The organism is Algoriphagus sp. AGSA1, from assembly GCF_021390545.1.
GTDB lineage: Bacteria > Bacteroidota > Bacteroidia > Cytophagales > Cyclobacteriaceae > Algoriphagus.
Window position 1 is genome coordinate 1 of record NZ_JAJUWR010000022.1, and the last position, 14,816, is coordinate 14,816.

At 44.2% G+C, this 14,816-nt stretch carries 7 protein-coding genes; all 7 read right to left on the reverse strand.

The window, feature by feature from the left end; translation table 11 throughout:
- Positions 1 to 697: 697 nt before the first annotated feature.
- The 7 genes from LZF95_RS17155 to ppsA all read right to left on the reverse strand — a co-directional run bounded on the left by LZF95_RS17155 (position 698) and on the right by ppsA (position 14,446).
- Entirely contained in the window at positions 698 to 1,705 is a 1,008-nt protein-coding gene (locus LZF95_RS17155; RefSeq protein ID WP_233756254.1) for an alpha/beta fold hydrolase, read from the reverse strand.
- Positions 1,706 to 1,804: 99 nt separating this feature from the next.
- Positions 1,805 to 3,238: a dihydrolipoyl dehydrogenase gene (gene lpdA, locus LZF95_RS17160; RefSeq protein ID WP_233756255.1), complete on the reverse strand. Its 1,434-nt coding sequence runs from the start codon at positions 3,236 to 3,238 to the stop codon at positions 1,805 to 1,807.
- Positions 3,239 to 3,256: 18 nt separating this feature from the next.
- Positions 3,257 to 4,687 carry a dihydrolipoyl dehydrogenase gene (gene lpdA, locus LZF95_RS17165; protein WP_233756256.1) on the reverse strand — a complete coding sequence of 477 codons (1,431 nt, stop codon included), beginning with the start codon at positions 4,685 to 4,687 and terminating at the stop codon, positions 3,257 to 3,259.
- A gap of 45 nt (positions 4,688 to 4,732) precedes the next feature.
- Positions 4,733 to 6,100, reverse strand: a complete 1,368-nt coding sequence (locus LZF95_RS17170; protein WP_233756257.1) for a 2-oxo acid dehydrogenase subunit E2 — start codon at positions 6,098 to 6,100, stop codon at positions 4,733 to 4,735.
- 27 nt (positions 6,101 to 6,127) lie between these two features.
- Entirely contained in the window at positions 6,128 to 8,794 is a 2,667-nt protein-coding gene (aceE, locus tag LZF95_RS17175) for a pyruvate dehydrogenase (acetyl-transferring), homodimeric type (RefSeq protein WP_233756258.1), read from the reverse strand.
- A gap of 59 nt (positions 8,795 to 8,853) precedes the next feature.
- Positions 8,854 to 11,985 carry a cation-transporting P-type ATPase gene (locus LZF95_RS17180; RefSeq protein ID WP_233756259.1) on the reverse strand — a complete coding sequence of 1,044 codons (3,132 nt, stop codon included), beginning with the start codon at positions 11,983 to 11,985 and terminating at the stop codon, positions 8,854 to 8,856.
- 70 nt (positions 11,986 to 12,055) lie between these two features.
- Positions 12,056 to 14,446 (reverse strand): phosphoenolpyruvate synthase, encoded by a 2,391-nt coding sequence (ppsA, locus tag LZF95_RS17185; RefSeq protein WP_233756260.1) that lies wholly within the window; start codon positions 14,444 to 14,446, stop codon positions 12,056 to 12,058.
- Positions 14,447 to 14,816 lie beyond the last annotated feature (370 nt).

Below are 14,816 nucleotides of genomic sequence, written 5' to 3' on the forward strand. Positions count from 1 at the left end.
GCTTCAGAACATTATTCTGAAAATCAAAAAATTTTATTTTTTTCATTACTTGTTCATATTAAATACCTTAAACTACTAATTTATATTTAAATTTTTCTTGATATAATACTTAAAATCATTTAATTCTGATTTTTTTGTTTATAACTTAGTAAAAGTTGAACCAACCACCTCTGAACCATGAAAACTCAAACCCAACCCAACTATCTATTTATTAATGAGCATGATCTAGCCCATCATTTACATAATTCCGATCCAATAATCAAAATAAATCTATATGGTGAGCATCTTGAAGAATCTCCGTACAAGCCACTATACATAAAACTTTTGGATCGATCCAAATTAAAATTCAACCAACTCGATCATGTCATCCGATCTATCATAAAAGCCCACGCCAATTATGCTTTAGCGTTTAAGTGTGAATGCTTGAATTTCATGAATGTCGGAGAAGGCGTTTTCAAAAACAGTTCTCAAATGAGCTTAAACTATTAAATAAAAATGGAGAGAGCTGCTAAACCGGAAACACCCCTGTAAAAATTATTTTTTTTGTTAAACCCTCAAGTGATTTCAATGCGACTGACCTTGTAAAGGGTGCAATACCCCATATTTTTCAAAGCATAAACCCCGCCCTCAATCTCAGTTTGCGGATTCCCATGTGGCTAAAAAACTAAGCCAAACAAACACCCACGACTCTTTTCACTTACTGAGCTAAAAACTCCAAAAGTGGCTTAATAAACTTTTCGAAACTTTGAATGTGAGGCAGGTGACCTACATTTTGAATTTCTACAAGTTTGGCATCTGGAACTGCATCTCGGGTCTTTTCCCCCAGTTGTCCATACAATCCCAGCGTTTTTCTTACCTCTTCATTTACAAGCTGCTTTCCTAGTGCTGTTCTGTCTTTTGTCCCAATTATTAACAGTGTGGGCATTTGGATTTCACCGAATTCATATAGAATAGGCTGGGTAAAAATCATATCATAGGTCAGTGCTGCATTCCAGGCAATCCGTTCGTATTCAGGATTGAGAGTCCATCCTGCCAACAACTTCACCCACTCATTGTACTCTTCCTTCCAGTCGCCATGGTAGTAATTTGACAATTGGTACTCTTTAATCTGCTCATAATCCTTGTCCAATTCATTCTGATACCACCACTCTACTGGTTGATAAGGGACTTTCAGCTTCCAGTCTTCTAGGCCTATGGGATTTTCCAAAATGAGTTTTTCGGTGACTTCTGGATACATAAGAGCGAATCTCGTAGCCAACATTCCTCCCATGGAATGCCCCAGTACACTGACTTTATCAATAGTAAGTAAGTCAAGTAGTGCTTTGGTATTCAAAGCCAATTGATGGAAGGTGTATTGGAAATATGCTGGTTTGGAAGATTTGCCGAAGCCAATTTGATCGGGGACAATTACCCGATAACCACTTTCGGACAAGCGCTGGATGGTTGTTCTCCAATAAGCCCCATTGAAGTTTTTGCCATGTAGCAACATGACGTTTTCCCCATTTGGTTTTTCAGGCTTTACATCCATGTACCCCATTTTCAGCTCTTGGTTTTGAACATGAAGGTTCAGAAACTGAACTTCATAAGGATAGTCGTAATTCGAAAGGTTAAGATCCAACGATTTGAGCTCGCTTTGTTGAGCAATTGTACTGTTGATGGCTATGCAAAGGAGAATAGAAGTCAATGCTATAATTAATCTGTCCATCGTTTTTCAAGAATATTTGGTAAAACTTGTGATTAGCTCACCTAACTAGCGTGGCAACCAGGTAGGCCTTTTTCTTCCTAAATTCTTATTGGGATCATTTTATGGTTTCTCAATTTGTTTGCTTTCCAGATGAGTAGCACTTCCGAGAAAAAGCTCTGCTGCTTCCATAATGGTCTCAGAGAGCGTTGGATGCGGATGGACAGTTTCCGCTATTTCTTGCGCTGTAGCCGCCATTTCTATGGCAAGGCAGATTTGGGAGATCAAAATCCCAGCATCTTTTCCTGCTACGCCCCCTCCAAGTATTCTCCCCGTTTTAGCATCAAATATGAGTTTTGTCAGTCCTGTCTCAGTATCCAGTAAAACCGCCTTTCCAGAGGCTGTCCAAGGAAATTTGATCACCTTTGCATCCAGTTTTTTCTCTTCCACCTGAGTTTCCGTCACCCCGCACCAAGCGATTTCAGGATGGGTAAAAACTATTCCGGGGATAACTTTCGGTGCATATCCGGCACCTGCTTCTCCTGCCAACACTTCCGCTACTACTCTGCCTTCATGCGTGGCTTTGTGGGCAAGAAGGGGTTCTCCTGTAATATCTCCTATTGCATAGATATTCTCCACCTGGGTTTTACGCTGCTCATTTACTTTCAAAAACCCTTTTTCATCTGTCTTTAGATTCGCTTTTCCCAGATTCAAGGAATCTGTGTTTGGCTTCCTTCCCACAGCCACCAGCACCTTATCATATTCTTTTATCTGCTTTCCATCACCTGTTACTAGACTTACTTTTGCCTTCCCATTTTCCAAAAGATCGACTTTCTCCGCCTTAGTATCTAAGTATAAGGCTTCAAACAGATCCTTACACTCTTCTTCAAACACGTCCACAAGATCCCGATCGGCACCAGGAAGCAAGCCTGAGGTCATTTCCGCAATTGTTACTTTAGATCCCAAAGCAGCATATACGCTACCCAATTCCAATCCGATATATCCTCCTCCTATGACAAGCAGCTGGTCAGGAACATCTTTGAGCTCCAAAGCGTCAGTAGAATCCATAATCACCTGATGATCTATTTTTATATGTGGTAAATGCGTAGGAATTGATCCTGTTGCGATCACAGCTTTTTGAAATTCAAGAATACTATTTCCACCATCATTCATTTCCACATCAAGAGAATTCTCAGATCTGAATTTTGCTTTTCCCCTGATGTACCCAATCTTACGATGCTTGGCAAGTTGTCCCAATCCCGTAGTGAGTTTTTCGACTACATTATATTTCCAAGCATTGATTTTCTTTAGATCGACTTTGGGATTTTTATAATTTATTCCGCTTTTCCTGGCATTAAGCGCATCCTGCTTCACTTTGGCGATATGGAGCAAGGTTTTGGAAGGAATACATCCTCTGTAAAGACATACACCGCCAGGATTTGCCTCCGGATCTATCAAGGTGACTTCCAGACCTAGATCCGCAGCCCTGAACGCTGCCGCATAGCCTCCCGGGCCAGCTCCAATGATGACTATTTCCGCTTTCCTATTTCCTGTCATATTCTATCAATAAAGGATTTACACGTTTTTTCCTGCTGCCAAATGAGTGGCGGCTCCCTGGTAAGCTTCCGCAGCTTCCATAATACTCTCGGAGAGTGTGGGATGCGGATGTACGATAAGGGCTATATCCTCAGCACTGGCGGAAATTTGCAAAGCAAATGCGATCTCAGCGATCAAACTGCCTGCCTTTTCCCCTACCACTCCCCCTCCAAGGATTTTATTGCTCTGGGAATCAATGAGAAGTTTCGTAAGTCCTCTCCTTATCCCCATAGAAGCAGCTCTTCCCGAGGCTGACCATGGAAATTTTGCCACTCTGATTTCTATTTCTTGCTGTTTTGCTTCGGCTTCCGTCAAACCGCACCAGGCCATTTCTGTTCTGGTGGTAGCCACGATAGAAGGAATAGCTTTGGGGTCAAATTTATCTCTGTGTTTACCGGCTATTAGCCCTGCCACGAATTTGCCCTCATGGGATGCTTTATTTGCAAAAAGAGCTTGGTTGACAAGGTCTCCAATGGCAAAAATGTTCTCTTTGGCAGTTCTCCTTTTATCATCCACTTGTATAAAACCACCTGTGTCTGTCTCTATACCTGCTTTTTCCAGATTCAAAGAATGGGTATTGGGAATTCTCCCCATAGCTACCAAAACCAAATCAAAAGTCTCTTCCCATTCCTTTCCTTTGGTTTCCAACTTCACTTTTACCTTTTTCTTATTATTTACTATAGCTTCTTTTAGGGTGGTTTCGAAATGGGACTTTTCGAAAAGCATCTCATTCTCCTTGGTGTAAGCAGTAGCCAGATCAGGATCTATCCATGACAGCAGCCCTTTCGTCTCCTCCACCAAAGTCACTTTAGAGCCCAGAGACGCATAAATGCTCCCGAGTGAGGGACCAATATATCCTCCTCCGATTACCAGCATGCTTTTCGGAATCTTCTTCAACTCCAAGGCTTTAGTAGAATCTATGATTCTCTCCGAATCAAACTTAGCTTCGGGTAATTCCTTCGGAACAGATCCGGTGGCCAGTATGACATTTTTGAAAGTCACGGGGTACGGTTTACCTTCCACTGGTTGGATCTCCAGTTCATTTTCCGAAAGGAATACCGCTTTCCCTTTTATGTATTCTATCTCCCGATCTGTGGAAAGCAACCCTACTCCCTCGGTGAGTTTTTTCACAATTTCATCTTTCCATGTAGCCAAAGCCTCAACATCAATAGTAGGCTTGCCGAATTCCAGCCCCCATTCCTTTGCTGTAACAGCATCTTCCTTGATTTTCAAGGCTTCTATCAAGGTTTTTGTCGGGATACAACCTTCATAAAGACAAGTACCTCCAGGATCGATATCCGTACCAATGAGGGTGACTTGAAGCCCAAGATCCGCTGCTCTGAATGCCGCCGCATAGCCGCCAGGTCCCGCCCCGATGATTACCAGCTCCTTTTCTTTTGATTTGGCCATAGTGTTTTTATTTAACTTCAATTCTTCGAAGCATTGGTCAAAGAATCAGGCCCCTAACAGAGCCTTATAAGGATCTTCCAGTGCCTGGCAGATCCACCTCAGAAACCTGGCTCCATCTGCCCCATCGATTAGGCGGTGGTCGTAGGAAAGACTCAAAGGAAGAATCTGTCGGGGCTCGAAGCTGCCATCGATATAGACTGCTTGCTCTTTGGCTCTGGAAACTCCCAAAATCGCCACCTGTGGAGAATAAACAATGGGAGTAAACTGAGTCCCTCCTATGCCGCCGAGATTAGAAATTGTGATATTTCCTCCTTGCATTTCTTCGGGGGAGAGTTTTCCCTGCCGGGTTTTTTCTGCCAGTTCCGAAATCTCTACCGCCAATTCAACAATTGTCTTCTTTTCTACATCGCGGATTACCGGAACAAGTAGTCCTTTGTCCGTATCTACTGCGACCCCTATATGGAAGTATTTCTTCAGGATTACTTCCTCATTTTCCATGTCAATACTGGCATTGAACTGAGGAAACTGCTGTAGGGCACTGGCCATGACTTTCACCAGAATAGCGGTGATGGTCAGTTTACCACCGGCATTTTCTGTTTTGGATTTGTTTTCATCCATATACTGCGTTATGCCAGAGATGTCAGCTTCGTCAAATTGAAACACATGCGGAATAGATTGCCAGGAAGTGAGGGTGTTTTTGGCTGTGGTCTTTCGAATATTGGATAAGGCTTCCCGCTGCACGGCTCCCCACTTGCTAAAATCCGGTAGGTCAACTTCTTTTGATTTTTTGTCTTCACCTTCTTTCTCCGCTTGCTTTGACTGGGATTTTACATCTTGCTCAGTGATTCTACCTCCGGCTCCACTGCCCTTTATCCGCTTGATATCTACGCCGGATTCTCTCGCAAGTCTTCGCACACTTGGGGAAGCTGGGACATCGCTTGCTTCCATTTCAGCTTCTTTTGTCTCGCTTTTTTCTCCCGCCTTTTCATCTCTTGTAGGTTCATTTTTTCCCTCGTCTTCAGAGCTTTCCTCCTCACTATCATCGGTTTTTTCAGCTTTTTCACTTTTCCCGTTTTTCCCGGATTCCGAATCTTTATCGTTTTCTTTCTTATCTTTCTTTTGTTCGGTTTCACCAGAATCATCATCCCCATTTTCCTTTCCCTCTTCTTCACCACCTTCATCGTCAAGGATCAGGATGACATCCCCCACTTTGACTTCGTCCCCTACGCTGACTTTGATTTCTTTGATCACTCCGCTATGGGAGGAAGGAACCTCCACAGAAGCCTTGTCTGTCTCCAGCGCAATAATGGACTGTTCTTCTTTGATGCTGTCGCCTTCTGAGACCAGCACTTCTATTACTTCCGCGGTATCTACACCTTCTGATATGAGTGGAATTTTCACTTCTATAGCCATGACAGTTTGTTTTGGTTGATAAAATGTTCAGGAAGTTCTGGGAATGGATTTTTCAGGATCAATGCCCAGATCCTTGGCAGCTATTTTTAATTCCTCCGTTTTAAATTGCCCTGCCAATGCCAATTCATAGAGTGCCGCAAAAGCAATATGGTTTGAATTCACCTCGAAGAATTCCCGAAGTGCCTCCCGGGTGTCGCTTCTGCCAAATCCATCGGTTCCAAGCGTGGTCACTTTCCTTGGAAACCACCTGGCCACTGATTCAGGAAGAGCCTTGAGGTAATCGGAAGCGGCAATGAAAACGCCATCTTCATTTTGGAGGCACTGCTGGATGTAATTCGGTTTTTGATCCGGATCGGCACTACAGCGATTACTTCTATCCGTATCGATCGCATCATCATACAGCGATTTATAGCTGGTGATACTCCATACATCCGCAGCTACACGGTATTTCTTTTCCAGCAGTTCAGCAGCCTTCAACACTTCCGTCATGATGGCTCCACTGCCAAAAAGATGTGCTTTCTTCTTTTTGCTTTTGCTTGAGGACTTTTTGAATCTGTACATTCCTTTTAGAATACCTTCCTTGCTATCCTTAGGCATTCTTGGCATCACGTAGGTATCATTTCCTACGGTGAGGTAGTAGAAAACCACTTCCTTCTCCACATACATCCGCCTGATTCCATCCTGTACAATGACTGACAGTTCATAGGCAAAAGCCGGATCATAAGCCATCAGGTTGGGAACCGAATACGCATAGATATGGCTCTGCCCATCCTGATGCTGAAGTCCCTCTCCCGGCATACTGGAGCGACCGGAAATCCCTCCAATGAGGAAGCCTTTGGCACCTGCATCTGCCGCAGCCCAGATCAGATCCCCGATGCGTTGGAAACCAAACATGGAATAGAAAAAGTAAAATGGAATAGTATTGACCCCATGAACCAAATATGCCGTACCGGCTGCGATAAAATCGCTCATGGCCCCTGCTTCAGTGATCCCTTCTTCCAGGATCACTCCTTCCTTCGATTCTCTGTAGTACAAGAGGCTTTCCTGATCCACAGGATCGTATTGCTGACCTCCCGGCGCATAGATTCCCACCTGTCGAAAGAGGGATTCGATACCGAACGTGCGGGATTCATCAGGGATGATGGGTACAATCAATTTCCCGTAATCCTCATCACTGAGAAGCTTCGCCAAAATCTTGACCATCGCCATGGTAGTGGCCGCCTCGGATTTCCCTGAACCTTTAAAAAAGTCTGAAAATATGGATTCGGATGGTTTTTGGAGCCGTTCACTTTTATCTGATCTTTCGGGTATAAACCCACCGGCTTCTTCTCTTCTTTGCAGCAGGTATTTGATTTCAGGACTGTCTCTGTCCGGCTTGATAAAAGGGATATCCTTCAGGTCATCATCGGATAGCGGGATGTTGAAGCGATCACGATACTCCTTTAGTTCTTCTTTTTTAAATGACTTAGTTTGGTGGGAAACATTACTGGCCTCTCCTGCATTGCCTTGCCCATACCCTTTGATGGTTTGGGCGAGGATAATGGTGGGTTGACCTTTATGCGCAAGAGCTGTTGAATAGGCCTGATAGATCTTGACTGGATCATGCCCTCCTCTTTTCAGATTTTGAAGTTCCTGGTCTGAATAATTGTCGGCAAGTTTCCGGAGATTCTCATCCCCTTCAAAAAGATCCTTCCGAATAAATTCACCATCGGAATAGGCATATTTCTGAAACTGCCCGTCCGGTAATTCATTGAGCTTCTTGATTAGTGTCCCGTCTTTATCTTGCTCGAAAAGAGGATCCCAGTCACTGCCCCATAAAAGTTTGATCACATTCCAACCCGCACCTATAAAACTTGATTCCAACTCCTGGACTATCTTCCCGTTTCCCCTGACCGGACCATCCAATCGCTGCAGATTGCAGTTGACCACAAAGATCAGATTGTCCAATTTGTCCCTGGAAGCTACCCCGATCGCCCCTTTTGACTCCGGCTCGTCCATTTCCCCATCGCCTAAGAAAGCCCAAACTTTCTGCCTGTCTTCTTCAATAAGCCCTCTCTTCTTCAAATACTTGTTGAATCTGGCTTGATAGATAGCCATGATGGGGGACAAGCCCATGGATACTGTAGGAAAGCTCCAAAACTTGGGCATCAGATAGGGATGGGGATAAGAAGAAAGCCCTTCATCCGGTTGTAGCTCCCTGCGGAAATTGAGGAGTTGTTTCTCCGTAATTCTTCCTTCCAAAAAAGCTCTCGCATATACTCCGGGAGTGGCATGTCCCTGAAAGTAAATCATATCCGATTTGCCGTCATCATGGACTTTGAAGAAATGATGAAATCCCACTTCCCATAGATCAGCAATAGAACCATAAGTAGAAACATGTCCTCCGATTCCTTTGGATCTTTTATTGGCTTTTACGACCATAGCCATGGCATTCCAGCGTATCATGCCAGTCAGCTTTTCTTCTATTTCCAGATCTCCGGGATATTCTGCTTCATCCTCAGGAGGAAGAGTATTAATGTAAGGAGTGTTGAAGGACATGGAAGATCCAACTCCATTTTTTTGCGCCTCAAGGCGAAGCAAGTCCAAAATTTCCTGAACCCGCTCTTTAGATCCGTCTTTCAGGACATAACGTAGTGAGTCCAGCCATTCCCTGTTTTCAAGCTGTTGTATTTCTATCTTATCGATATTTGACATCTCTAGTTGGTTTTTATCCAAATCAGCAAACCTCAGGCACATTGCCCCTGGCTTTGTGTTCAGAACATTTTCTTCTGAAATTTTAAATATTTGTACAATTCACCTGCACCGATGATCACCGAGGAAATAAGGATAATCACCAGAAAGTCAAGAATCGGAAAATCCTCAAACTCCAATAAATCCCGGAAAAATGGGATCTTCACCATAAGGAACTGGAGAACTATGGCAACAATAAAAGCCAGATTGACCCAACGGTTACTCAACGGGCCGATTTTGAAGATTGATAAACGGAGCGAACGCATGTTGTATGCATTGAACAGCTGTGTGCTGGAGACCACGATAAAGGCTCCTGTGTGTGCCATCTCCTCACCTTCTGGCAGGTAGTATGAAAATGTGAGCATAGTGAGTGTAACCATCACAGCGGAAACCAAAAGCAGATATGGCAGAATGTCCCAACTCAGGATTTTCTCACTTTTCTTCACCGGCTTCTGTTTCATAATATCCCCATGGCCTGGCTCTGTTGCCAATGCCACATCCATGATTCCGTCTGTGATAAGATTGACATATAAGATCTGGGCCGCAGTAAACAGTAAGGGCCATCCTATAGAGATCCCCAACATAAAGGCTATAGCAAAGGCAAAATTGGTGGTGAGCAGAAAATAGCTGGTGATTTTGACATTATTGAATACTATACGCCCCTCCCTGATGGCGTTGACGATGCTGTTGAAATTATCATCCTGAAGTACAATTTCAGATGCGTCTTTGGCCACATCGGTGCCTCTGATCCCCATGGCAATCCCCACATCTGCCCTCTTCAGGGCGGGAGCGTCGTTCACCCCATCACCGGTCATGGCTATCAGGGTATCCTTTGCCTGTAGGCGCTCCGCTATTCTTAGCTTCGTGTCAGGATTCATGCGGGCAAAAACATTCACGTTATGGATATAATCATCAAACTCCTTATCCTCTACATCCAATTCCTGGGTAGTCATTGCCGATGGATAGTCATCTTCCTTCTCCTCACCTGACAGTATGCCCACTTCCTTGGCGATAGCCCTTGCGGTCTTTTTGTGATCTCCCGTTACCATCATGACCCTAATTCCTGCTGTCTTACATTCCTCTATAGACTCTTTTACCCCTTCACGTGGGGGATCCACTATTCCTACCATCCCTACCCAGCAAAGCTCTTTCACATCTTCCGCGGAAATACTTTCTTTATCCTCCGTCTTTCGAAAACCCAGTGCCAATACCCGCATGGCATCATCAGCCCATTCATCCATTTTGTCCTGGATTTCCTGCTTCATTTTCTCCCCCAGCTCCTCTGAACCCTCTTCAGTGAGGTATTCTGTGCTCAATTCCAAAATCCTCTCCGGAGCGCCAATAGCAAAAAGTTCCGGGCCTTCTTCTGTATCAACCAAGGATGCGCGAAACTTCTGTTCTGACTTAAAGGGAAGATCATCCAGGAGTTTATATCCGACAAAAGGATCCTTCTCCATCACTCCTGCTTTCTTGCCCATCACCAGCATAGCTACCTCTGTGGGATCTCCCACCACATCCGGTTCATCATTTTCTTCTGCATCTTCCTCCTCTTCCTCTTCTTCTTCCACATCTTCTTCATCTTCAGTTTCCTCAGTTGCTTGGGATTTTGTTTTCTTAAGCCTGATATTTATATCTACCTGATCCTCTTTCACATTTACTTTTACATCCATATTCTCCTCCCCTTCAGGATTTTCATCCGGCACATTCGAAATTTTTGTCTGCTGCCGCTCTTCCTGATTTCCCTCAGATGAACCTTCTTTTTTAACCTCACCACCGGATTCTTTTTCTTCTCCGCTTCTCTTGTTGTTTTGGACATTAGCATGGCCGGAAGCTTTCTCTTCTTTGGATGATTCATGCCCTTTACTACCTCCCCCTTCTTCTGATTCTTGGGTTTCTCTGGGTGATGTATCCTCCGAGGTTTTACTTTCCTCCTCTGAGTCCCTGGTTTCTTCTTGGCCATTCTTCACCTGTGCATCATTGCAAAAAGCCGCTATGGCCAGAAGCTTTCGCTCTACCGGATTTTCCTCCCAATCGAAAGCATTACCATTTGCGTTGAATTCTCCGCTTAGTTCATAGCCGTGACCCGAAACTGCCACTTCACTACCGCTGCCAGTGAAAATTTTCTTGATAACCAGAATACTCTGGGTCAACGTCCCGGTTTTATCCGTGAGCAAAGTGGAGACCGAGCCCATCATTTCCGTGGCGGTAAATTCTCTGATGAGGGCATTTTTCTTCGCCATTCTATTGGCCCCTATTGCCAATACAATGGAAATCACCGCCGGCAAACCCTCAGGAATAGTAGAAACCAGCACAGCAATGGTTACCAGCAAAATTTCCTGAAACTCATAGTCACGTACCCAATAACCTAAGGAAAAAATGACCAGTGAAACGAACAAAGCAAACACAGCCATTTGCTTCCCCAGAAGATTGGTTTTTTTCCTAAAGTTGGAATCCTGCATTTCCATTTCGTCCATAGACTTGGCTATCTTCCCTATTTCCGTCTGCTTACCGATAGCTGTCACTACAGCCTTCCCCATGCCGTTGACTATATTTGTACTGTTCCATACCATATTTACCCGGTCTCCGAGGGAGGCGTCTTCGTCTGTAGTATCGGTTATTTTATCCACAGGCATAGATTCCCCGGTAAGGGAAGCCTCTGAGGCACGTAGTTCATTTGCTTCGATCAACCTTCCATCTGCAGGAACCCGGTTGCCTTCCTTTAGTATCATAATATCACCAGGCACTACATCCTCAGCCAGAATTTCCTCCTCCTCTCCATTCCGCAGGACTAGGGCCTTTTTTTGCTGCATGCTCTTGATGGCCTGAATGGCTTTTTCAGCTTTGAATTCCTGTACAAACCCCATGATGGCATTAAAAAGAATCACGGCTAAAATGATGTAAACATCGGTCATCTTATCGGCCCAAAAAGCTATAGCCGCTGCCACAAAAAGTATGAGTATCAATAAGTCTTTAAACTGCTTCAGAAACAACAACACCGGATTGGTTCCGCCTTTTTCGGGCAGCTTGTTCTTCCCGAATTGTCTCTGCCTTTTGGACGCTTCATCTGAAGTAAGCCCGTTTTCATCTGAGGAGACCTTCTTGAAAACTTCATTGCTTCCTATGGTGTGATAAGGATGTTTTTGATCTATATCCATAAGGCCTGGTCGGTATATAGGTTGATAAAATAAATACTTTCAAAAATTTACTTTTGACTTTTGAGAAAGCTTATCCATCAGCGGCATTTTCAGCTTCTAGGATATTCTTAATCCCTTTTGCGACAGCATCCGGATTGAAGGAAATTCTGGAAATCCCCTCGCTGACAAGGAACTTGGCAAAATCAGGGAAATCGCTCGGAGCCTGACCGCAAAGCCCTATTTTGATTTCTTTCTTTTTGGCCCGCTCAATGGCCATACTGATCATTTGTTTGGCTGAGGAATTATTTTCATCAAATAGCTCACTGACCAGTGCTGAATCCCGGTCCAGTCCCAGTGTGAGTTGGGTGAGGTCATTGGAACCGATGGAGAAGCCGTCAAAAACTTCAGCAAATTCCTCTGCCTGCAGGACATTGGAAGGAATCTCGCACATCATGTAGATTTCCAATCCATTCCAGCCCTTCTTTAGCCCAAAGTCTCCCATAAGGTTTACCACTTTTCTTCCCTCTTCCACCGTTCTGCAAAAAGGAACCATGAGTTTGACATTGGAAAATCCCATTTCATCCCGTACGAGTTTCATGGCATCGCACTCCATTCTGAAGGCTTCCCTATATTCCTCGCTATAATATCTGGATGCTCCACGGAAGCCTAGCATTGGATTTTCCTCGGTAGGTTCAAATTCCTCTCCACCAATAAGATTTGCATACTCATTGGATTTGAAGTCGCTCATGCGGACAATTACTTCCCGTGGATAAAAAGCAGCGGCAATAGTAGAGACCCCTTCAGCCAGTTTTTCCACGAAAAAGAGCCGCTTTTCAGAATAGGATCCGATCAGTTCCGCGATTCGCTTTTTGGTTTTGGGATCCTTCAACTCCCCATAATGGAGGAGTGCCAACGGATGAATCTGTATGGTATTATTGATCACAAATTCCAGGCGCATAAGCCCAACCCCTTTCACGGGATATTTACTATAGCTATAAGCCAAATCCGGATCGGCAAGGATAAGCATTACTTCGGTTTCTGGATCGCCATAGGTTTCGAAGTCAATCTCGTCTTCCTCCCAATCCAGGTATCCCTCATATATTCTTCCTGTGGCTCCTTCCGCACATGAAACGGTGATTTTCTGACCATCTTTGATCGTTTTTGTGGCATTTTCAGTACCCACCACGGCTACAGCTCCAAGTTCCCTAGCGACTATAGCCGCATGACTCGTACGCCCACCGCTGTCGGTGATGATGGCAGAGGCTTTTTTCATGACATTATCCCAATCAGGATTGGTAATAGCAGTGACCAGCACATCTCCATCCTGAAGCTTATCGGAATCTTCAGGTGAATCCAATAATCGGCCTATTCCTTTGGTGATTTTATCACCTATTCCGGTTCCTGAGGTGATCACTTTACTTTTGTCTTTCAGTCTATATTCTTTGACTTTTGTATTTTCTTTCCCCGAATGCACTGTTTCAGGCCTAGCCTGCACGATGTAGAGTTCCCCGGACACTCCGTCTTTGGCCCATTCTATATCCATAGCCCTGCCATAATGCTCCTCTATTTCCACAGCCCATACAGCTAGCTGTTTTATTTCTTCATCATTGATGACATACTTTTTACGCTTCGGGCCCGGAGTTTTTTTGTTTACAGTTGTATTTCCCTTTTCCTGATCCGAATCAGCATACACCATGGTAATTTCTTTGGTACCGAGTTTTTTGGAAATTATGGAACGAAGCCCCTTTTTTAATGTGGGTTTGAACACATAAAACTCATCAGCATTAACTGCTCCCTGGACTACATTGTCGCCGAGCCCCCAGGATCCTGTAAGGAATATGGTCTTTTCAAAGCCGGAATCAGGGAGAATGGTAAATCCCACCCCTGCGGAAGCCTTATCAGAGCGGACCATTTTCTGTACTCCTGCTGACAGCGCTACTTGCATATGGTCAAATCCATTGTGTTCCCTATACCTGATGGCACGGTCGGTAAACAGGGAGGCAAAACATTTCTTAACTGTTTCCAATGTATTCTCCGCTCCATGTATATTCATAAAGGAATCATGCTGCCCCGCAAAAGATGCCTCGGGAAGATCCTCGGCCGTGGCACTGCTTCTCACTGCTACACTTGTCAAGGCTTCTTCCTTTTTCTCCAATTGGCGGTAAGCTTCCTTGATCTGACTGGCCAGCTCCTCGGGAAAATCTCCCTTTAGGATATATTGCCTCAGTGATTCACCTGTTTTTCTGAGGTTCTTAAACCACTTCTTATCCAACTTATCCAGACTCTCGCCCAGTTTCTCTCTAAGATCGTTATGATCCAGATAGTCCCAATAGGCGTCTGAGGTAGTGGCAAATCCTGTGGGTATCCGGATCCCTTTGGGCGCCAGTTCCCTGATCATTTCTCCCAGAGAAGCATTCTTGCCACCCACCAATGCTGTATCTTCATGATTTAGATCGTTGAAAAACCGAATGTATTTACTCATTTTTCTATAGTTATAATTTGAGATAATTGACCCTCATATACTTCCTTCTGATCTGACAGGAGTATGCCTTCTATAGGACAGGGACAGGGGATTCCGCACTTGATTATTGTAGGTATAGATTGCCTAATCTTCTGCCTACGCGCGGTCTAGGCCTGGGAATATCTGATCAATTGAAATCCCGCATGTTTTATGAGCACAGGCAATCAATTTGGCTCACCCCCCACCTAATCAACTATTTGCGACAAAAAAAATGCCTTTACTCCAATCTGGCCATATATATGTCCTTAAGGAAAAATATGGTTGTTAAACCTCTGCTAAAAGAAAGTTTGAGGTGTTAATTCATCAAAATGAGCATAGTTTTTTCCCCTTC

Coding starts and splice junctions, on each gene's coding strand:
- LZF95_RS17180 (WP_233756259.1), bottom strand. CDS start 11,985: ATGGATATAGATCAAAAACATCCTTATCACACCATAGGAAGCAATGAA.
- LZF95_RS17170 (WP_233756257.1), bottom strand. CDS start 6,100: ATGGCTATAGAAGTGAAAATTCCACTCATATCAGAAGGTGTAGATACC.
- lpdA (WP_233756256.1), bottom strand. CDS start 4,687: ATGGCCAAATCAAAAGAAAAGGAGCTGGTAATCATCGGGGCGGGACCT.
- lpdA (WP_233756255.1), bottom strand. CDS start 3,238: ATGACAGGAAATAGGAAAGCGGAAATAGTCATCATTGGAGCTGGCCCG.
- aceE (WP_233756258.1), bottom strand. CDS start 8,794: ATGTCAAATATCGATAAGATAGAAATACAACAGCTTGAAAACAGGGAA.
- LZF95_RS17155 (WP_233756254.1), bottom strand. CDS start 1,705: ATGGACAGATTAATTATAGCATTGACTTCTATTCTCCTTTGCATAGCC.
- ppsA (WP_233756260.1), bottom strand. CDS start 14,446: ATGAGTAAATACATTCGGTTTTTCAACGATCTAAATCATGAAGATACA.